Raw genomic sequence first — 20,224 nt, 5'->3', positions numbered from 1 at the left:
CTGTCATCCCATCCTGGTGTGGCTTTCTGTTACGCCTTTTGATCACGTTTCGACAGGTTTTCCATGACACGATATATCTTCGTGACCGGCGGCGTTGTGTCCTCTCTTGGCAAGGGCATCGCGTCGGCCTCGCTGGCGGCGATTCTAGAGGCCCGCGGCCTTAAGGTCACCATGCTCAAGCTCGACCCCTACATCAACGTGGATCCGGGCACCATGAGTCCTTTCCAGCACGGCGAGGTGTTCGTCACCGAAGATGGCGCCGAGACGGACTTGGACTTAGGGCACTATGAGCGTTTTATTCGCACCAAAATGACCCAAGGGAATAACTTCACGACGGGGCGCGTGTACGAGAATGTACTGCGCAAAGAGCGCCGTGGTGATTACTTGGGCGGTACCGTTCAGGTCATCCCGCATATTACCGATGAAATCAAACAGCGCGTCTATGCTGGCGGTGAAGGCTTTGATGTGGCGCTGGTAGAAATCGGTGGCACGGTGGGTGATATTGAATCGCTGCCATTCTTAGAGTCTATTCGCCAGATCCGTAGTGAGCTTGGCGCTAGTCGGGCGATTTACATGCACCTGACGCTGGTGCCGTATATCAAGACGGCAGGCGAGACCAAGACCAAACCGACTCAGCACAGTGTCAAAGAGCTACGCTCGATTGGTATCCAGCCGGATATTTTGATTTGCCGTAGCGAAGTAGAGTTAGAAGAGAGTGAGCGCCGTAAAATCGCCCTGTTCACTAACGTGGAAGAGCGTGCCGTTGTGCCGTTGCAGGATGCCGATACTATTTATCGGATTCCGCTGATGCTGCACGAGCACGGTCTGGACGATATTGTTTGCGATAAGCTGCGCCTGGAAGCAGAGCCTGCCGACCTTTCCGAATGGGTCAAGGTGCTGGATTCCAAATTGAATCCGCTGAAGTCGGTAAGCATTGCCATGGTCGGTAAATACATGGAGCTGCTGGACGCCTATAAGTCGCTTAACGAAGCGCTTATTCACGCAGGCATTCAAGGGCGTATTAAGGTCAATGTCGACTATATCGACTCCGAAGATATCGAGCGTCACGGTACCGAGCGGTTAGCTGGCAAAGATGCCATCCTGGTACCTGGCGGCTTTGGTGAGCGCGGTGTGGAAGGCAAAATTCTTACCGCTCAGTTCGCGCGTGAAAACAACATTCCCTACCTGGGTATTTGTTTGGGTATGCAGGTAGCCGTCATCGAATTTGCCCGCAACGTGGCTGGTTGGAAAGACGCTAACTCAACAGAATTCACCCACGACACCAAGCACCCGGTGGTGGGCCTGATTACCGAGTGGATTAACGCTGAAGGTAAGATCGAGCTGCGTGACGCCGCGTCTGACTTAGGCGGCACCATGCGTCTAGGCGGTCAGGTCTGTCACTTGAAATCCGGCAGCAAAGCTCGCGAAGCCTACGGTGCTGATGAGATTGTCGAGCGTCATCGCCACCGCTTTGAAGTCAATAACCAGTTTGTTGATGGGTTAGAGCAGGCAGGCCTGGTCATTTCTGGCAAGAGCGTCGATCAGTCCTTGGTAGAAGTCGTTGAGTTGGCTGACCACCCTTGGTACGTGGCGTGCCAATTCCATCCGGAATTCACTTCGACACCACGTGACGGGCACCCGCTGTTCTCTGGGTTTGTTAATGCTGCCTTAGAGCACAAAACGGCACGTACGCGCGCTCATACAACGACTCAGGAATAAGAGGGAGAGCGAATAACATGGCTTCGACTTCTCAATCATCCTTTCCAGAGCGTCATATTAACGTTGCCGGCCTAACCGCCGGCAATTCTTTGCCGCTAATGTTATTAGGCGGCATGAATGTGCTGGAGTCGGCGACGCTTGCTGATGAGGTGGCACAGGCCTACGTTGATGTGACGCAAAAGCTCGGGATGCCTTATGTTTTTAAGGCAAGCTTTGATAAAGCAAACCGTAGTTCTATCCACTCTTACCGTGGGCCTGGGCTAGAAAAAGGTTTGCAGATTCTAGCGGATATTAAAGCGCGCTATGGCGTGCCCATCATTACTGACGTTCATGAGCCCTGGCAGGCAGAGCCTGCGGCTGAAGTCGCTGACATTATTCAACTGCCAGCGTTTCTTGCCCGTCAGACCGATCTAGTGGTGGCGATGGCCAATACCGGTGCGGCGATTAATATCAAGAAACCACAGTTTCTAGCACCCCACGAAATGCGTCATATCCTTACCAAGTTTCAGGAAGCTGGTAACGACCGTCTGATGCTATGCGAGCGTGGTACCAGCTTCGGCTACAACAACCTAGTGGTGGATATGCTGGGTGTTGGGGATATGAAACAGACCGGTTACCCGGTGTTCTTCGATGTCACCCACGCCTTACAGCGCCCTGGTGGCCGTGCGGACAGTGCCGATGGTCGTCGTGCTCAAGTGGCAGAGTTGGCTCGTGCGGGGGTGGCCGTTGGTTTGGCGGGGATCTTCCTAGAAGCTCACCCTGATCCAGATAACGCTAAGTGTGATGGACCCTGCGCACTGCCATTAGATCAATTAGAGCCATTTTTGACTCAGCTTTCGCAGTTAGACGCCTTGGTGAAAGGGTTTACGCCTTTGACCATTCGTTAACCGCGCCAGCAAATATGGTATACATTGGACCCACAATCATCCATTAGACTGACAACCAAAGGATACTGTTATGACCAAAATTGTTGAAATCAGCGCACTAGAAGTGCTTGATTCCCGCGGCAACCCGACCGTTCAGGCCATGGTTCGTCTGGAAAGTGGCGCCGTAGGTGAAGCATGTGCGCCAAGCGGTGCTTCTACAGGCTCCCGCGAAGCGCTCGAGCTGCGCGATGGCGACAAGACACGCTACCTTGGCAAAGGCGTTTTAAAAGCCGTTGAGGCCGTGAATGGCAAAATCAGTGGTGCGTTGTTAGGAATGGATGCGCGTGATCAGCGTGGGCTGGACGACGCAATGCTAGCCCTAGATGGCACTGAAAATAAGGCGAATCTGGGGGCGAATGCCATTCTAGCGGTGTCGCTGGCTGCTGCTAAAGCCGCTGCTAACGCTAAAGGTGTGCCGCTATATGCGCATATTGCCGAGCTTTATGGCCAGCCGGGTCAGTACAGCATGCCGGTGCCGATGATGAACATTCTTAACGGTGGTGAGCACGCCGATAATAACGTTGATATCCAGGAATTCATGGTACAGCCAGTAGGCGCGGCAAACTTCCGCGAAGGCCTGCGAATGGGGGCGGAAATTTTCCACGCGCTGAAAAAAGTACTGTCTGCTAAAGGCCTTTCTACGTCCGTGGGTGACGAAGGCGGTTTTGCCCCCAATCTAGCATCTAATGCAGATGCCCTAGCGGTCATTAAGCAAGCTGTTGCTGATGCCGGTTATGCACTGGGTAAAGACGTTACCTTGGCGCTAGACTGTGCCTCTTCCGAGTTCTATAAAGATGGCCAGTACAACCTTTCCGGCGAAGGCAAAAGCTACGATGCTGAAGGATTTGCCGATTACCTGGCGGGCCTCTGTGCGGACTATCCGATCGTTTCCATCGAAGATGGTATGGATGAATCAGATTGGGCAGGCTGGAAGGCATTGACTGACAAGTTGGGCGATAAAGTACAGCTGGTTGGCGACGATCTGTTTGTTACCAATACCAAGATTCTTAAGCGTGGTATCGACGAGCAAATTGGTAATTCAATTCTAATCAAATTTAACCAGATTGGTTCGCTATCTGAAACGCTGGATGCGATCAAAATGGCCCAAGATGCTGGTTTTACTGCGGTTATTTCACACCGTAGTGGCGAAACTGAAGATACTACGATTGCCGATTTGGCAGTGGGCACCTGTGCTGGCCAAATTAAAACGGGCTCTCTGTGCCGTTCCGACCGCGTCGCGAAATATAACCGCCTGCTTGTTATCGAAGCGGAATTGGGCGATGTGGCGTACCCCGGCTTGAAAGCCATTAAAGGACAGTAAGCGAAAATGGGTGCCGGCGTGTAAGAGATGTCTCAAGATTTTGTAAGAGATATCTTACAAATGCCGGTGCCAATCGCTCAAATGCCTTCTCTTTTTTTGGTTATATTTTTGATTTTTATTGGTTTTTTGATAACAGGCGAGCCGCAGTGGTTCGCCTGTTGCCGTTTTGGTCTGCTTGAGTTGTAACGGCTTTCTGCCACAATGCATTCAGGACAGGGGAGGCAAGGATGCTTCAGGCAGGATGCAACGGGATGCAGGTCAGATACGCTAGGTGACACAGTGATGTGGGCTCTGGCAAGGATTGTATCTGAGGAGTTTGACACAGGGAGTGGTCAGAGGAAGTGCTTGGAGCGGGCGGCCTACGGGCCGCCTTTTTTTGTGCGCCCAGCGCGTGGCACACAAAAAAAACCAGCGCGAACGCTGGTCCGGAAATGTGCGGCTTATAGGATTAGCGCTCTAGCTTTTCCAGCTTACCTGTTTTGCCATCCCACTCTTCGGCATCGGGCAGCGGGTCTTTTTTCTCAGCAATATTCGGCCATACATCGGCTAATTCGGCATTAATCTCTATAAACTGTTCTTGGCCATCCGGTAGCTCATCTTCTGAGAAGATAGCTTCTGCGGGGCACTCCGGTTCACACAGGGCGCAGTCAATACACTCGTCTGGGTGAATGACCAGGAAGTTGGGGCCTTCGTAGAAGCAGTCGACCGGACAGACTTCAACACAGTCGGTGTATTTGCACTGGATGCAGTTCTCGGTAACGACAAACGTCATCTTGCTATCCCTCTTGCGGGACCGGGAGCTTCCCGGTCGTGGTCAATAGTTAATGGTTATAAATCGGCCGTTTCTTATAATATAAAACAGTATGGGCGACATTCTAGTGGTGCCCTTACGCGGCGGCAAGCGCTCATGGCTTTCCTTTTCATACCATTACAGCAGCTCTCGCCACTGATATAGCAGCGCTAGCGCTTCGCGGGGTGTTAAATCATCTATATCGGCCTTGTCTAACGCTTCCACCACGGGGTGCGGAGCGCTGGCGAACAAATCGTTTTGTTGCGGTGTTGCGGAAACGCCACTTGGGCGCTGTAACTCATCCACATCACGCTGCTCTAGGGCCATTAGCTTCTCACGGGCTCTACGGATCACATGGCTGGGAACACCTGCCAACTGGGCTACCTGTAAGCCATAGCTCTGGCTCGCAGGACCCGCTTCAATGCGGTGCATGAATACGATGCTGTCGCCGTGCTCGGTGGCTGTTAGGTGAATGTTTGCCACACCTTCGGCCTGTTCCGGTAGTGCGGTCATTTCAAAATAGTGCGTGGCAAACAGGGTGAGTGCCTTTGCGTCGGCTAGGTATTCAGCGCTTGCCCAGGCCAGTGAAAGGCCGTCGAAAGTGCTAGTGCCACGACCAATTTCGTCCATTAATACCAAGCTATGCTCGGTAGCATTGTGCAGAATATTAGCGGTTTCGGTCATTTCTACCATAAATGTAGAGCGCCCCCCCGCTAGATCATCTGACGAGCCTATACGGGTAAAGATACGATCTACAGGGCCTATTTCAGCGCTATCAGCGGGTACGAAGCTGCCGCTATGCGCCAACAGCGCGATGAGTGCGGTCTGGCGCATATAGGTTGATTTACCGCCCATGTTGGGACCGGTGATAATCAACATGTGTTGATCAGGTGTTAGCGTGACATCGTTGGGTACAAACGGTGTATCGCTGACATGTTCGACCACGGGATGCCGTCCAGCAGTAATTCTAAGGCCAGTGGCATCTTGTAGCTGGGGCCTTACCCAATTGAGTGCCTCTGCACGCTCGGCAAAGGCGCAGAGCACGTCAAGTTCAGCCAATGCCCGCGAGGTGCTTTGCAGGGCGTGAAGCACTGCGTTGAGTTCGCCCATCAGGCGCTCGTAGAGCCATTTCTCTCGCGTGAGGGCCCTGGACTTGGCTGAAAGTGCTTTATCTTCAAACTCTTTAAGTTCCGGAATAATAAAGCGTTCAGCATTTTTTAGTGTTTGACGACGGATGTAGTCGGCGGGTGCCTGCTGAGCTTGAGAGCGAGGTAGTTCAATAAAGTAGCCATGAACCCGGTTATAGCCGACTTTCAAATTGGCCAGGCCAGTGCGTTCGCGCTCGCGAAGCTCTAACTGCACTAAGTAGTCACCGGCATTTTCAGCCATGCCGCGGTGTTCATCTAGCTCGGCGTCAAAGCCGTTCGCAATTACGCCGCCATCGCGAATGACTACCGGCGGGTTTTCAACCAGTGCGCGAGTTAAGGTATCGGCTATTTCCGGGTAGGGGCGAATGTGAGGTTTCAGGCCATCGATAGCGCTACCACTATCAATTTCGCTTAGTAATTGCTCAAGTGCAGGTAGCGTTGCCAGGGCGTCGCGCAGGCGCGCCAAATCTCTGGGGCGCGCGCTATACAGGGCGACGCGGGCCAGGATGCGCTCGACGTCGCCTACATCGCTCAATGTATCGCGTAGCGGTAGGTAGGCTGCTTCAATAGAGAGCAGCGCTACGCCCGCGTGACGTCCTTCCACAACATTACGTTGGCGCAGTGGGCGGTTAAGCCAGCGCTTTAGTAACCGTGAACCCATTGCGGTGGTACAGGTGTCTAGTACGCTGGCCAGGGTGTTATCGCTGTTGCCGCCGAGGTTAATGTCAATTTCCAGGTTACGTCGACTGGCCGCGTCAATCACTACGGCATCATCACGATTTTCGACACTAATGGCCGTTACGTGGGGCAGTCGTGAACGTTGAGTATCTCGGGCGTAATCAATCAGTACGCCCGCGGCGATGAGGGCGCTGGTTAAGTGCGCACATCCAAAGCCGCGTAAATCCTGGACTTCAAACTGATCGCATAAGCTGCGCGTGGCGCTGTCTAAGTCAAACAGCCACTCTCCTTGGCGTCGTAGGCTGCGCTTTTGTGACCATGCGTCGGGCAGGGTTAAGCTTTCGGGTACTAACAGTTCGGCAGGCGACAGGCGAGTCAGTTCTGCCAGCATCTCGGCTTCACTTTCTACTTCCAGGACATTGAAGCGCCCACTGGAGAGCTCCAGCCATGCAAGGCCCCAGCCGTCTTTGCCAGGCGCAACGGCGACCAGTACGTTATCTCGGCGAGCATCCAGCAAGGCTTCATCGTGAAGCGTGCCTGGGGTGACAATACGCACTACTTGTCGATCAACGGGGCCTTTACTGGTGGCAGGGTCGCCGACTTGCTCGCAAATAGCGACGGATTCACCGGCTGATACCAAACGGGCTAAATAGCCCTCAGCGCTATGGTAGGGCACACCTGCCATAGGAATTGGTTTGCCGCCTGACTGACCGCGCTGGGTAAGGGTGATATCCAACAACATTGCGGCGCGCTTGGCATCATCGAAAAATAACTCGTAAAAATCCCCCATTCGGTAAAACAGAAGTACCTCGGGGTGATCGCGTTTGATCTTAAGATACTGCGCCATCATTGGCGTATGAGCGGGGCTGGCCTGTGACATGGGTGTCCTGGTTGAGCGTTGCGCAAGCAGTTTCAGCTTGCGACATGTTCTTTGGCAGTTACTTTAAACGACTTCTTTGCGCAATTTCTTTGAGCAATTTCTTTGAGAAAGTTAAACACGGTATTCTACGCTGAACTGAGGTCTCACATGAAGGAGTCACCATGGCACCTAGCGTTTCAAGCCTGAAGAATCTTGACCTATCACTGCTTGCTCAACGATTGGGAAGGCTGTGTCAGCAGCTTGGGGTTGAAGTTTCTACTGCGGAGTCTTGTACAGGCGGTGGCATCGCTAGCGCAATTACCTCTGTGGCAGGTAGCTCTGCGTATTTTACAGCGGGTTATGTAACCTACTCCAATACGGCTAAAACACGCATGTTGGATGTGCCCGAGGCGCTTATCGAAGCCCATGGCGCGGTCAGCGAACAGGTAGTCAATGCAATGGTCAAAGGTGCTTGTTTAGCAAGCGGGGCTGATTTAGCGGTTGCCGTCAGCGGCGTGGCTGGCCCTGATGGTGGTAGCCAAGAGAAGCCTGTGGGTACCGTATGGCTTTCCTGGGGCAGTGCAGAAAGCCAACAGGCAGCGTGTTTCCACTTTCATGGTGATCGACAAGCGGTACGTGAGCAAGCCGTACGTGAAGCCTTGGCAGGCCTAGTTGCGCGCTTAATGGCTCAGGCCAGCGACAGTGAAAAGAAATAACCATTAAATATGGTGCTGAGGATTTGTTTAGCCGCTAATCTTTGGCATACTACTGTCTAATTATACAGTTTGTGATGAGGAATTTCTGCATGGCTCAGGATGACAACCGCACCAAAGCGCTAAATGCTGCACTTAGCCAGATTGATCGCCAGTTTGGTAAGGGAACCGTTATGCGCCTTGGCGATGCCCCGCGCGTGATAATGCCGTCTGTTTCCACCGGTTCATTGGGGCTTGATATTGCGCTTGGTATCGGCGGGCTGCCGTTTGGGCGCGTATGTGAAATTTATGGCCCCGAGTCATCAGGTAAAACGACGCTGACCCTGTCAGTCATTGCGCAGGCGCAAAAGCAGGGCAAAGTCTGTGCGTTCGTCGATGCAGAGCACGCTCTGGACCCAAGCTATGCAGAAAAGCTCGGAGTTAATCTCGACGACTTGCTGGTTTCCCAGCCCGATACTGGTGAGCAAGCGCTGGAGATTACCGACATGTTGGTAAGGTCCGGCGGGGTAGATGTGATCGTGATCGACTCAGTGGCTGCATTAACGCCGCGTGCTGAAATCGAAGGCGAAATGGGCGACTCCCACGTTGGTCTGCAAGCACGTTTAATGTCTCAGGCATTGCGTAAAATTACCGGTAATATCAAAAACGCTAATTGTTTAGTGATGTTTATCAACCAGATCCGCATGAAGATCGGTGTGATGTTTGGTTCGCCCGAAACCACGACCGGCGGTAACGCGCTTAAATTCTATTCCAGCGTGCGTCTGGATATCCGGCGTACAGGCTCCGTAAAATCGGGTGACGAAGTCACTGGTAACGAAACCCGAGTGAAGGTAGTTAAAAATAAAGTGGCGCCGCCATTTCGTCAGGCTGAGTTCCAAATCCTCTACGGTAAGGGGATCTACCATGCGGGCGAGGTTATTGACCTAGGCGTCCAGTGCAGCTTGGTAGACAAGGCGGGCGCGTGGTATAGCTACAAAGGCAAAAAAATTGGCCAGGGCAAAGCCAATGCAGCTCAGTATTTAGAAGAGCATCCTGAAACCATGGAAGAAATTGAAGCGCAAATCCGAGCGCAACTGCTTGCTCCGCCGGATGCAAAAAAAGAAGAAGCCCCAGAGGTAGATGTCGCCGCTGAGAGTGATGATGATTTGCTGTAAGTCTCTTTATGTTGCTGTTCTCTAAGCTGTTAATTAAACGACATGTTTTCTTTCAGCGGTGAGTTGACGCAACGAGAAGTGGCGATTCAGTTGCTATTTCAGGGCGAATACTCTCGCGCTGAACTAGCGGGCAAGTTGCGGCGAAAACCTTTTCAGCTTGATGAGATTGCTGCCGAGTAGTAGCAAGCTAAGCGTAGCGATGGGCTTAGCCTATATTTTTAGCATGAAAAAAGGGGTGCCTAAAAAGGTGCCCCTTTTGCTTTTCTGAAATGAGAAAAATGGTACTGCAAACTAGACTTTTGATCCGTTCATGTGCTTGACAGAAAAAAACACGTCGCTTATTTTTTAAATGTAAATTTTAATTTCATAAGGTTTCAAAGTGTAACCGTGGCTGGTCGCCGTTGCTGCTACGTTTCTACGGCTGCTAAGTTTCTACGACTGCTACGTTTCTACGGCGAAACTTTGATTATTGTGGTTAGGGGATATTTATAGAATTATAAAAATAATGAGATAAAACTTTTAATACGATGGATAGCCTGTTGGTTAATTTTAAAGGCTAATATTTGTCGTGCTAAGAAAAAGTTCATCTTTGGGGATAATGTGCTATGCATAAAGTATTCGCGGTAATCCTTACTTATAATCGAAAGGAACTACTGAAGCGATGTCTCGATGCAGTATATTCCCAGTGCCGCTCTTGTGATCGTGTCATCGTCATTGATAATGCAAGCAGTGATGGTACCCAAAAGATGTTGTCCGAAAGTAATTACCCTGGTCTTATGGTGCATGTTCTGAAGGATAATATTGGCGCCTCTGGGGGATTTAATGCAGGTATGCGCCTCGCCTATCAAGAGGGTGCTGATTTTATTTGGACCATGGATGATGATGTCATACCCGATTCGGATGCACTTCACTTCTTGCTATTAGCTAATGAAACGCTTAAAGATAAAGGAAAAACACCAGCTTTTCTTCTCTCCCAGGCTTTCACTGAAAATGGTTTGGTTACTAATACACCTATTATAAGTCCTTTGAAAAATGTTATTGGTTATCGCGACTGGCATGAGCTGCTTGAACTAGGTGTCGTGGCGGTGCATCGTGCTACTTTCGTTTCAATACTGCTGCCGCGAGCTACCTTGGCAGAGCATGGTTTACCAATTACCGCAATGTTCATATGGGGGGAAGACAGCGAATTTACCTTAAGAGTTACGCAAGATAACCCCGGCTACGTTGTAGGTATGAGTAAGGTGCAGCATTTACGTCAAGAAAATGGTCCTATTAGCATTCTCACTGAAAATAATCCGGCGCGCTTGAAATTATATCGACACTTTATTAGAAATAAAATTTATATCGCCCGTAAATATCGTCACTTTCCACATTATCGATACCTTATGGTTTCGGAGGTTTATCGAGTTTTTCGGTTGTTTTTTATATTGTTGTTTAGAGGCGAAGTCCGTAAGGCCAATATAGTTTTGCATGGAATGTTGGAGAGTTTGTGGTTTTATCCTGCGCCTGAGGCCGCAGATACGCCTATCGAAAAGAAGCAAACTTCCACGTGGCTGTTAGATCAGCTGATTCCAGATAAAGAAAGCTTAAAGAAAAAAACAGGATGAAAGCTTAAAAAGCTTTAAGCAAGGATCGTGGTAACGCTTGGCGCTCTGATGACCTGATGCTAAATAATAGGTGATCCTTTGAAAATTTTAATCGTAGGCAATATGGGATACGTCGGCTCTGTATTAGTAAGAGAACTAGCCGCACGCTATCCATCTGCCACTCTTGATGGTTACGACAATGCCTATTTCGCGCACTGTCTCACGGGAGCTGATTTTCTTCCTGAGCGTTATCTCGCCCAACAGTTTTTGGGCGACGTTAGGGATATTTCCGCTGACTTTTTTGCGGGCTACACGGCCGTGGTTCAGCTAGCCGCTATCTCCAATGATCCTATGGGAGATCGTTTTTCTGCTGTCACAGCTGACGTCAATCAATACGCTACGGTAGCCATGGCCAAGGCAGCGGCTCAAGCAGGAGTGGAAAACTTCGTGTTTGCATCGAGTTGCAGTATTTATGGCGTTGCTGTTGGTGCGCCGCGTTGTGAAACAGATGCTGTCGCTCCGGTCACCGCCTATGCCTGTTCGAAAATTGCGGCAGAAGAAGCCTTGACGGGCATCGAAGGGAACATGGTGATTACTAGTTTACGCTTTGCGACCGCCTGTGGAATGTCGCAGCGTCTGCGCCTGGATTTAGTGCTCAACGATTTTGTCGCCTGCGCGCTTAGCCAGCAGCATATTACCGTGCTTAGCGATGGGTCGCCCTGGCGGCCCTTGATCGATGTCGCCGATATGGCAAGAGCCATTAGTTGGGCGATACAGCGTAAGCCCGAAAATGGGGGACGTATCCTCACTATCAATACCGGCTCTAATGAACGTAACCACCAGATACGGGATCTGGCGGCAGCGGTTGCCCAAGCAATTCCCGGCACCACTCTGAGTATCAATACCCAAGCACCGGCGGACAGCCGTTCCTATCAAGTAGATTTCAGCCTGTTCGCTAGGCTAGCACCTGAACATCAGCCAAAAATGACACTTTTGGATTCGATAATGGGGGTAGTTAACGGACTAAAAGGCATGAAGTTTACTGATGCCCAATTCCGAACTTCACGCTATGTGCGTCTGCATGCGCTACAAGCGCATATCGACGAGGGTCGCCTGTCCGAGAGTCTAAATTGGCAAATTCGTAATGGAGTACCCCACTGATTAGCTTGGCTCTTCCTTAGTTACTTAGATGCCTGCAATGGAGGCTAAATCATGAAAGTTGCAATTTTTGCGGGAGGGTTTGGCACACGTTTGAGTGAAGAAACGACGGTTCGTCCAAAGCCTATGGTGGAGGTAGGGGGGCGGCCAATTCTTTGGCACATCATGAAAATGTATGCCCACCACGGCCTGAAGGACTTCGTCGTGCTGGGGGGCTATAAGGTTGAGTATATTCGCGACTACTTTCTCAATTATCGCGGTAATCGAACCGATTACACCATCGACCTGAAAACAGGCAAAGTAGACTGGCTTCAAAGCGTGAATGATGACTGGAAAGTCACCGTATTGGATACCGGCGCCGATGCCATGACAGGTGGGCGGCTTAAGAAGGCCATGCATTTACTGGCGGATGAGCCTTTCTGCTTGACCTATGGCGATGGGCTGAGCGACCTGAATATTACCGCGCTGATCGATTCTCATCTGGCCTCAAAAAATTGGTGCACCCTGACGGCAGTCACGCAGCCGGGCCGCTATGGTGCACTGCGCTTGCAGGAAGGCAACCATCAGGTGGAGGGCTTTCGCGAAAAGGGAGAAATCGATGGTGGCCTGATCAACGGCGGCTTTTTTGTCTGTGACCCGGAAGTCTTTGAGACGATTAACGATAGTCAGACTGTATGGGAAAACGAGCCTATGCAGCAAATGATTAAAGCGGGCAGATTAGGATACTTCCATCACAACGGATACTGGCAAAGCATGGATACTTTGAGGGACAAAATGGTGCTTGAGGCTGCTTGGTCGGAAGGAGCCCCCTGGAAGATTTGGAAGGAATGAATCACCGATGATCATTGTTGATACAGCACTTGCCAAGCGAGAGGCTCAAGGCAACCCCATTCGAGTCGGAATGATAGGGGCGGGGTTCCAAGCGAAGGGGATTGGCCTGCAGATTATGACGGCAACAGTGGGGATGCGTCTTTGCGCTATTGCCAATCGTCATCTTGATGCAGCGGTCAAGGTCTATCAACAAGTCGATATTGAACCAATCGCCTGCGACACTCAGCAGGAACTTGAGATGGCGATTGCTGCGGGGCGAGCGGCAGTTACTGAGAATGCCGTGGCTCTTGCTCGCGCGGAAGGGTTGGATGCGATCATTGAAGTGACCGGCTCGTTGGAGTTCGCTGCACATGTTGTGCTGGCGGCACTTGAAAGTGGTAAAGACGTCATCCAAATGAACGCGGAACTCGACGGGACGATCGGCCCTATTTTAAAAGCGAAGGCTGATGCGGCAGGCGTTATCTATAGTTTTGCCGATGGCGACCAGCCTGGCGTGCAGATGAATCTCTATCGCTTCGTCGCCGGTCTGGGCATCAAGCCTGTGCTGTGTGGCAACATCAAGGGGCTGCATGACCCTTATCGCAATCCGGCTACCCAGGAAAGTTTTGCTAAACGCTGGGGGCAGAAGGCGGCGATGGTGGCGTCTTTTGCCGATGGCACCAAAATTTCGTTTGAACAGGCGATTGTCGCCAATGGAACCGGTATGCGAGTTGCTCAACGCGGCATGCTCGGTCCTGATTTTTCCGCTGGCGTGCCTAGTGGCCCCTTGGTACCTATCGAGGAGACGATATCGGCGTTTGAATCCTCTCTGGATTCGGCAGGGCCAGGGCTGGTGGATTACGTTGTTGGGGCACGGCCGGGGCCGGGGGTGTTCGTGCTGGGCGCCATTGATAACCCCCGTCAACGGCATTATCTCGAGCTTTATAAAATGGGCGAGGGGCCGTATTACTGCTTTTCAACGCCTTATCACCTTTGCCATTTTGAAGTGCCCACGTCCGTTGCGCGAGCAGTGTTGTTCCGTGACCCGGTTTTATCTCCTTTAGGTGGCCCAAGGGTGGGGGTGATCGCGATGGCCAAGAAAACCTTGCATGCGGGCGATCAAATTGAGGAGCTTGGAGGCTTCGAAGTCTACGGCGTGGCTGAAAACATAGAGGTGATACGGCGTGAACGGCTACTACCTATCGGTCTAGCGCTGGGGTGTCAGGTGGTTGGCCGTGTCGAAAAGGACGCGGCACTAACCTTCGATGATGTGCTTATTCCACCATTGCGCTTGATCGATCGTCTGTATGCTGAACAAGAAGCCATGTTTGCCTTGGATCCGCTATCTGGCACCGCCGCTACTTCTGTGGAGTAAGCCATGCTATTTCATCAAACGAACTTCAAGGATGCCAAGCTGATAGAGCTTGAGGCTCATGGTGACGAACGGGGCTTTTTTGCCCGAACGATGTGCCGCGCTGAGTTTGAGCGCCATGGTTTGCTGGGCGATTTTGTACAGCAGAATACCTCGTTCTCAGCCAAAAGAGGTACTCTGCGGGGGCTGCATTACCAGCGAAAGCCGCACGCGGAAGCCAAGCTGGTGCGCTGCCTCCGGGGGAGCATTGTTGACGTTATTGTGGATATTCGTGAAGACTCCGAAACCTACCTGCACCATCAACTGTTCGAGCTGACCGAGACCAATCGGTACCAGCTTTATGTGCCGCCAGGCTTTGCGCACTCCTTTCAGACGCTGAGCGACGCTGTTGAAGTCAGTTATCTGGTGTCGGCGGCCTATCATCCCGAGGCTGAAAGCGGTTTGCGCTATAATGATGAGCGCCTCGCGATCGAGTGGCCTTTGTCGCCCACCGTCGTGTCCGAAAAAGACGCCAATTGGCCATTGATCAGTGAGCGAATAGACGCACTCTTCTAACCGTTGAGAGAACAGTATGTTCCCCCCCAGTAGTGAGTTAACGCCGCGTGAAGTGGCGATTCAAATGCTGTCTCGGCGTGAGTACTCTCGCGCTGAGCTAGCGCGCAAGTTGCAGCAAAAATCATTTCAGCCCGATGAAATTGATGCCTGCCTGGATCGCTTAGAAGAGCAAAATTTACAGTCCGATGAACGTTTTGCCGAAAGCTTTATACGTTCACGGATTCTTCGTGGACAAGGGGGTATTCGTATTAAGGGGGAGCTGCGCCAGCGGGGCGTAGATCAAGAAACGTTAACGACGGCTTTTGCCGCAGTAGAAGAGCGCGAAGCCGTAGATTGGTTTGAGCTAGCTCACGATACCTTGTCTAGGCGCTTTTCCTCGCCAGGTGATACTCCCAAAGAGCGTGCTAAACGCGAGCGCTTTCTCGCCACGCGCGGCTTTAATTTTGAGCAAATCCGCTACGCATTGTCTTGCTTGTAACTTCCCTTATACAAGCCTTCTCCGGGTGTTTTTTCACCCTCTGTTTTAGTTCTGTCGCTAACTGCGGCTTTAGTCGTTTGACAACTGCGTTATAATGCTCCTTTTGCGACCCCAGCGGGTGGCGGCGATAGCGCCCTGGGGCATCATGCTTTCTTGTCACGGATACCCTATGAAAAGCGCAGAGATCAGACAGGCCTTTTTATCTTTTTTTGAAAAGCAGGGGCATACTATTGTGCCCACCAGCTCTCTAGTGCCGGGCAATGACCCGACGCTGCTCTTCACCAATGCAGGCATGGTGCCCTTCAAAGATGTTTTTCTTGGCCGTGACCCGCGACCCTATGTGCGCGCTACGTCAGCCCAGCGCTGCGTGCGTGCTGGCGGTAAGCATAACGATCTAGATAACGTTGGCTACACGGCGCGTCACCACACGTTTTTTGAAATGCTGGGTAACTTCAGCTTTGGTGACTACTTTAAGCGTGATGCCATTCGCTTTGCCTGGACATTTCTGACGGAAACCCTGGGACTGCCCAAAGAGAAGCTCTGGGTAACGGTGCATATCAGTGACGACGAAGCAGAGCGTATCTGGAAAGATGAGATCGGCATTGACCCTGAACGTTTCTCAAAGCTTGATGAAGATAATTTCTGGCAAATGGGGGACACCGGTCCTTGTGGCCCCAGCTCTGAAATCTTTTTTGATCATGGTCCTGAAGTATGGGGCGGCCCGCCTGGCAGCCCTGAAGAGGATGGCGATCGCTACATCGAAATCTGGAACTTGGTGTTCATGCAGTTCGATCGCGATGCCGCAGGAACATTGAACCCGCTGCCTAAGCCTTCCATCGATACGGGAATGGGCTTGGAGCGGGTGGCTGCCGTTATGCAGGGCGTTCACTCCAACTACGAGATCGACCTGTTCCAAAATCTACTGAAAGCGGCTGCTGAAGCGACAGGCCATGGTGACACTACTACGCCTTCATTACGCGTGATTGCCGACCATATTCGCTCCTGTGCCTTCTTGATTGCAGACGGCGTTCTGCCTTCCAACGAAGGGCGCGGCTATGTGCTACGTCGGATTATTCGCCGTGCGATTCGCCACGGGCATAAACTGGGAGCTGCCGAGCCGTTTTTCCACAAGCTGGTAACCGCACTAGATACTGAGATGGGCGACGCCTATCCTGAATTGCGTGAAGCGAGTGAACAAATTGCCCGCGTGCTGCTTAAAGAAGAGGAGCAGTTTGCGCGCACGCTGGACCACGGTATGGGGCTATTGAATGCGGCGCTTGAAGAACTACAAGGCGACGTACTGCCCGGCGAAACCGTCTTTAAGCTTTATGACACCTACGGTTTCCCCTTCGACCTGACGGCGGATGTATGCCGTGAACGCGAAGTCACATTGGATGAAGCCGGCTTCCAGCGCGAGTTAGAAGCGCAGCGTGAACGTGCGCGTGCGGCCAGTCAGTTTGGCGCTGACTACAGCGCTGCTATTGATCTAGAGGGTGAAACCCAGTTTACCGGTTACGACCATCTGGCCGACCAAGCGACGGTTACTGCTATCGTGGATAGCGAAGGTAATGCGTTAGCGGCCCTGGAAGCTGGTCAAAAAGGCACCGTTGTACTAGACCGTACGCCATTCTATGGTGAGTCGGGCGGTCAGGTGGGGGATACCGGCTACTTATACGTTGATGGCGGTCGTTTCCAGGTGACCGACACGCAGAAGCAGAGTGGCCACCACCTTCACCAAGGGATTATGGTCGATGGCACGCTGAGCGTCGGCGCTAACGTGCGAGGCGAGGTGGATGCCAGTTTGCGTGGTGCCACCATCCGTAATCACTCGGCGACTCACTTGCTGCATAAAGCACTGCGTATGGTGCTGGGTGACCACGTTCAGCAGAAAGGCTCGCTGGTTAATGCAGAGCGCCTGCGCTTTGACTTTAGCCACTTCGAGCCGATGACCGCAGAGCAATTAGCGGAAGTAGAACGGCTGGTAAATGAGCAGATCTTAGCGAATGCGCCGACCAAAACTGAGCAGATGAGTCTCGCAGAGGCAAAGGCAAAAGGGGCGGCCGCGCTATTTGAAGCTAAGTATGCCGATAGCGTACGGGTGCTGACCATTGGTGCTGACGACTTCTCTATCGAGCTGTGTGGTGGTACTCACGTGAACCGCAGTGGCGACATTGGTTGTTGCCATGTGGTGAGCGAAGTGGGTATCGCTTCTGGCGTGCGTCGTATTGAAGCGATTACCGGTGAAAACGCGCTGGCTTACTTCCGTGAGCAGGAAGCTCGTGTTCAGCGACTTGGCGAACGACTAAAAACCAAACCCGAGCAAGTGGAAGCTCGAGTTGATTCGCTGGTTGAGCGTAACCGCGCGCTAGAAAAAGAGCTTGAGCAACTTAAAGCGAAGCTGGCAAGCGCTGCGGGCAGCGACATGCTTAGCCAAGTGCAAGAAATCAACGGCGTTAAGTTACTGGCCACTCAGCTTGAGGGGGTGTCCGGTAAAGAGTTGCGTGGCGTGCTTGACCAATTGAAAAACAAGCTTGGCTCAGGCGTTATCCTGCTGGGAGTTGCGGATACGGCGGCAGGTAAGGTGAGCCTGATTGCTGGGGTTACCCAAGACTTAACTGGCCGCGTAAAAGCGGGTGAATTAGTCAATCATGTCGCTTCGCAAGTGGGCGGCAAAGGTGGTGGTCGCCCGGATATGGCTCAAGCGGGTGGAAGTTTACCCGATGCCTTGCCAGCAGCATTAAGCAGCGTGCCGGCTTGGCTGGAAAATACGCTTAGCTAATTACAAAGGCCGGTGGCACTATTTGCTACCGGCTTTTTGTTAAATAGCAATAACAATACTCACTCTCCATTCCCGAACCTATAGGAAAAAACGGCATATGGCATTATACGTACAGAAGTTCGGCGGTACCTCTGTGGGCTCTGTCGACCGTATCAAGGCCGTGGCGGAAAAGGTTAAAGGCTTTCGCGAACAAGGCCACCAAGTGGTAGTGGTGGTGTCCGCGATGAGCGGAGAGACCAACCGCCTGACGGACATGGCAAACGCAATCAATGATGACCCAGCGCCGCGTGAAATGGATATGCTGCTCTCGACGGGCGAGCAGGTGACCATTTCACTGCTGGCAATGGCACTTCAGCAGATAGGTGTTTCAGCTACTTCTCATACGGGTGCCCAAGTCGGCATTCACACCGATAGCGCCCACACCAAGGCGCGTATTCGGCGTATTGAAACCGATGATCTAAAAGCTGATCTTGATACAGGCAAAGTGGTCGTTGTGGCTGGTTTCCAGGGCGTCGATGAAGACGGCAATATTACGACGCTTGGGCGTGGTGGTTCTGATACAACGGGCGTTGCGCTTGCAGCAGCACTGGGTGCTGATGAGTGTCAGATATACACCGATGTTGATGGTGTTTACACCACAGACCCTCGCGTGTGTTCCAAGGCTCAGCGCCTTGAGACTATTACCGTAGAGGAGATGCTTGAACTCGCAAGCCTGGGCTCCAAAGTGCTACAGATTCGCGCCGTCGAATTTGCGGGTAAGTACAACGTACCACTTCGCGTGCTGTCGAGCTTTGAAGACGGCCCCGGCACCCTAATTGTTGCAGACGCAGACCAAGACGAGGACGCTATGGAAGAACCGCTAATCTCCGGTATCGCTTTTACTAAAAATGAAGCCAAATTAACCCTTTTGAATACGCCTGATGTGCCAGGTGTCGCGTCGCGTATTCTTGGTCCTATTGCCGATGCCAATATCGAAGTCGATATGATTGTGCAAAACGTGGCACCTGCTGGGGATTACACTGACTTCACCTTTACCGTTGCCAAAGGTGATTACAAAGCGACCAAAAGGTTGCTTGAAGAGACGGTAATTCCTGATTTGGGTGGTGGTGAGCTGCGTGGCGATGACAATATTGCCAAAGTATCGCTAGTGGGTGTTGGTATGCGCTCTCACGCCGGTGTTGCCTCTAAAATGTTCCGTGTTTTGGCCGACGAAAACGTCAATATCCGTATGGTTTCCACGTCGGAAATTAAAATTTCCGTCGTTATTGATGAAAAGCATATGGAACTTGCGGTTAATGCCCTACACAAGGCATTTGGTTTAGATAAAGCTGATATCGAATCCGAATAACAATTGCGCACTAAACCTTCTACGCTGAAGGGTACTTGCTGCCGTGTGGTGGTGAGCTTTCTTTCAACGGGAGGTTAAGGTGTCATAGGAGCTTGAGCCATTGGTGGCGGCGGCACCATGCCGCATAATAAAGTGGTGCCGCTTCGAGCGGACACATCCCGTTGTATAAAACGTCTGAGAAGGAGATCAGCCATGCTCATCCTAACCCGCCGTGTCGGCGAAACACTGATGATAGGTGATGAGATCACCGTTACAGTGTTAGGTGTGAAGGGGAATCAAGTACGTATTGGTGTCAACGCGCCAAAAGACGTCGCGGTTCACCGTGAAGAGATTTACCAGCGCATTCAGCGTGAACGCAACAGCGAAAGTGAATCTGAGTAAATGGTTATCCGTGTTGCGTCTACTACTGGGCGTTTAAGCGGTAACTACGGGGCGGTGCGAAAAAAAATCGGCATAGGGCTGGACAGCTACCATCAGAATCGGTAATATTCGCGCCGTGCCGTTAAGGAGAGGTGGCCGAGTGGCTGAAGGCGCTCCCCTGCTAAGGGAGTATAGGGTTTATAGCCCTATCGAGGGTTCGAATCCCTCTCTCTCCGCCAACTGCATAAAGTAACATCAATTTGGATAAGCGCCCGTAGCTCAGCTGGATAGAGTACCTGACTACGAATCAGGGGGTCGGAGGTTCGAATCCTCCCGGGCGCGCCAACTTGAAATGAGTAAGCAATTGATGTTACTATGTTTTTGTTCGCGAAAACGATGTTAAAAACTGTTAAGCGCCCGTAGCTCAGCTGGATAGAGTACCTGACTACGAATCAGGGGGTCGGAGGTTC

At 51.9% G+C, this 20,224-nt stretch carries 17 protein-coding genes and 2 tRNA genes; 17 read left to right on the top strand and 2 right to left on the bottom strand.

The genetic code is table 11. From position 1 onward, the window contains the following. Positions 1-63: 63 nt before the first annotated feature. The 3 genes from HVE01_RS13290 to eno all read left to right on the top strand — a co-directional run bounded on the left by HVE01_RS13290 (position 64) and on the right by eno (position 3,966). Entirely contained in the window at positions 64-1,719 is a 1,656-nt protein-coding gene (locus HVE01_RS13290) for a CTP synthase (protein ID WP_146944682.1), read from the top strand. A gap of 17 nt (positions 1,720-1,736) precedes the next feature. Then, positions 1,737-2,606, top strand: a complete 870-nt coding sequence (gene kdsA, locus HVE01_RS13285) for a 3-deoxy-8-phosphooctulonate synthase (RefSeq protein ID WP_146944681.1) — start codon at positions 1,737-1,739, stop codon at positions 2,604-2,606. Between the two features lie 70 nt (positions 2,607-2,676). Then, positions 2,677-3,966, top strand: coding sequence for a phosphopyruvate hydratase (eno, locus tag HVE01_RS13280; RefSeq protein ID WP_146944680.1), 1,290 nt, complete (start codon positions 2,677-2,679; stop codon positions 3,964-3,966). 448 nt (positions 3,967-4,414) lie between these two features. Here the strand turns inward: eno and fdxA are convergent, their stop codons facing one another. Both fdxA and mutS read right to left on the bottom strand, forming a co-directional pair. Next, positions 4,415-4,738 (bottom strand): ferredoxin FdxA, encoded by a 324-nt coding sequence (gene fdxA, locus HVE01_RS13275; RefSeq protein WP_009722190.1) that lies wholly within the window; start codon positions 4,736-4,738, stop codon positions 4,415-4,417. A gap of 156 nt (positions 4,739-4,894) precedes the next feature. After that, on the bottom strand, positions 4,895-7,462 hold the full coding sequence (mutS, locus tag HVE01_RS13270) for a DNA mismatch repair protein MutS (RefSeq protein ID WP_146944679.1): 2,568 nt from the start codon (positions 7,460-7,462) through the stop codon (positions 4,895-4,897). Between the two features lie 161 nt (positions 7,463-7,623). On the opposite strand from mutS, the gene HVE01_RS13265 reads away from it, so the two are divergent. From HVE01_RS13265 to HVE01_RS13200, 14 genes are all read left to right on the top strand, one after another. After that, positions 7,624-8,157: a CinA family protein gene (locus HVE01_RS13265; RefSeq protein ID WP_125745765.1), complete on the top strand. Its 534-nt coding sequence runs from the start codon at positions 7,624-7,626 to the stop codon at positions 8,155-8,157. 89 nt (positions 8,158-8,246) lie between these two features. Further along, a complete protein-coding gene (gene recA, locus HVE01_RS13260) occupies positions 8,247-9,308 on the top strand; it encodes a recombinase RecA (RefSeq protein WP_125745767.1) in 1,062 nt (353 codons plus the stop codon). A 42-nt stretch (positions 9,309-9,350) separates the two neighbouring features. Continuing rightward, positions 9,351-9,488 (top strand): regulatory protein RecX, encoded by a 138-nt coding sequence (locus HVE01_RS13255; RefSeq protein WP_186808847.1) that lies wholly within the window; start codon positions 9,351-9,353, stop codon positions 9,486-9,488. A 425-nt stretch (positions 9,489-9,913) separates the two neighbouring features. Beyond that, positions 9,914-10,915 (top strand): glycosyltransferase family 2 protein, encoded by a 1,002-nt coding sequence (locus tag HVE01_RS13250; RefSeq protein ID WP_146944678.1) that lies wholly within the window; start codon positions 9,914-9,916, stop codon positions 10,913-10,915. Positions 10,916-10,993: 78 nt separating this feature from the next. Further along, positions 10,994-12,055: an NAD-dependent epimerase/dehydratase family protein gene (locus tag HVE01_RS13245; RefSeq protein WP_146944677.1), complete on the top strand. Its 1,062-nt coding sequence runs from the start codon at positions 10,994-10,996 to the stop codon at positions 12,053-12,055. Positions 12,056-12,106: 51 nt separating this feature from the next. Then, positions 12,107-12,883, top strand: coding sequence for a glucose-1-phosphate cytidylyltransferase (gene rfbF / locus HVE01_RS13240; protein ID WP_146944676.1), 777 nt, complete (start codon positions 12,107-12,109; stop codon positions 12,881-12,883). Positions 12,884-12,890: 7 nt separating this feature from the next. Continuing rightward, positions 12,891-14,237, top strand: a complete 1,347-nt coding sequence (locus HVE01_RS13235) for an NAD(P)H-dependent oxidoreductase (protein ID WP_146944674.1) — start codon at positions 12,891-12,893, stop codon at positions 14,235-14,237. A 3-nt stretch (positions 14,238-14,240) separates the two neighbouring features. Beyond that, positions 14,241-14,789 carry a dTDP-4-dehydrorhamnose 3,5-epimerase gene (rfbC, locus tag HVE01_RS13230; protein ID WP_125745777.1) on the top strand — a complete coding sequence of 183 codons (549 nt, stop codon included), beginning with the start codon at positions 14,241-14,243 and terminating at the stop codon, positions 14,787-14,789. 16 nt (positions 14,790-14,805) lie between these two features. Continuing rightward, complete coding sequence (locus HVE01_RS13225; protein ID WP_125745779.1) at positions 14,806-15,267, top strand: regulatory protein RecX; 462 nt, start codon at positions 14,806-14,808, stop codon at positions 15,265-15,267. Between the two features lie 169 nt (positions 15,268-15,436). Beyond that, a complete protein-coding gene (alaS, locus tag HVE01_RS13220; protein WP_146944672.1) occupies positions 15,437-18,046 on the top strand; it encodes an alanine--tRNA ligase in 2,610 nt (869 codons plus the stop codon). A gap of 97 nt (positions 18,047-18,143) precedes the next feature. Beyond that, complete coding sequence (locus tag HVE01_RS13215; RefSeq protein ID WP_125745782.1) at positions 18,144-19,394, top strand: aspartate kinase; 1,251 nt, start codon at positions 18,144-18,146, stop codon at positions 19,392-19,394. A gap of 192 nt (positions 19,395-19,586) precedes the next feature. Beyond that, entirely contained in the window at positions 19,587-19,775 is a 189-nt protein-coding gene (gene csrA / locus HVE01_RS13210; protein ID WP_009722197.1) for a carbon storage regulator CsrA, read from the top strand. Between the two features lie 125 nt (positions 19,776-19,900). Further along, positions 19,901-19,993 (top strand) — tRNA-Ser (locus HVE01_RS13205). 29 nt (positions 19,994-20,022) lie between these two features. After that, positions 20,023-20,099 (top strand) — tRNA-Arg (locus HVE01_RS13200). Positions 20,100-20,224: the final 125 nt, after the last annotated feature.

Source organism: Vreelandella venusta, from assembly GCF_007989605.1.
Classification (GTDB): domain Bacteria; phylum Pseudomonadota; class Gammaproteobacteria; order Pseudomonadales; family Halomonadaceae; genus Vreelandella; species Vreelandella venusta.
The sequence above is the reverse complement of the archived record's forward strand: the minus strand, read 5'-3'. Positions and strand labels throughout refer to the sequence as shown.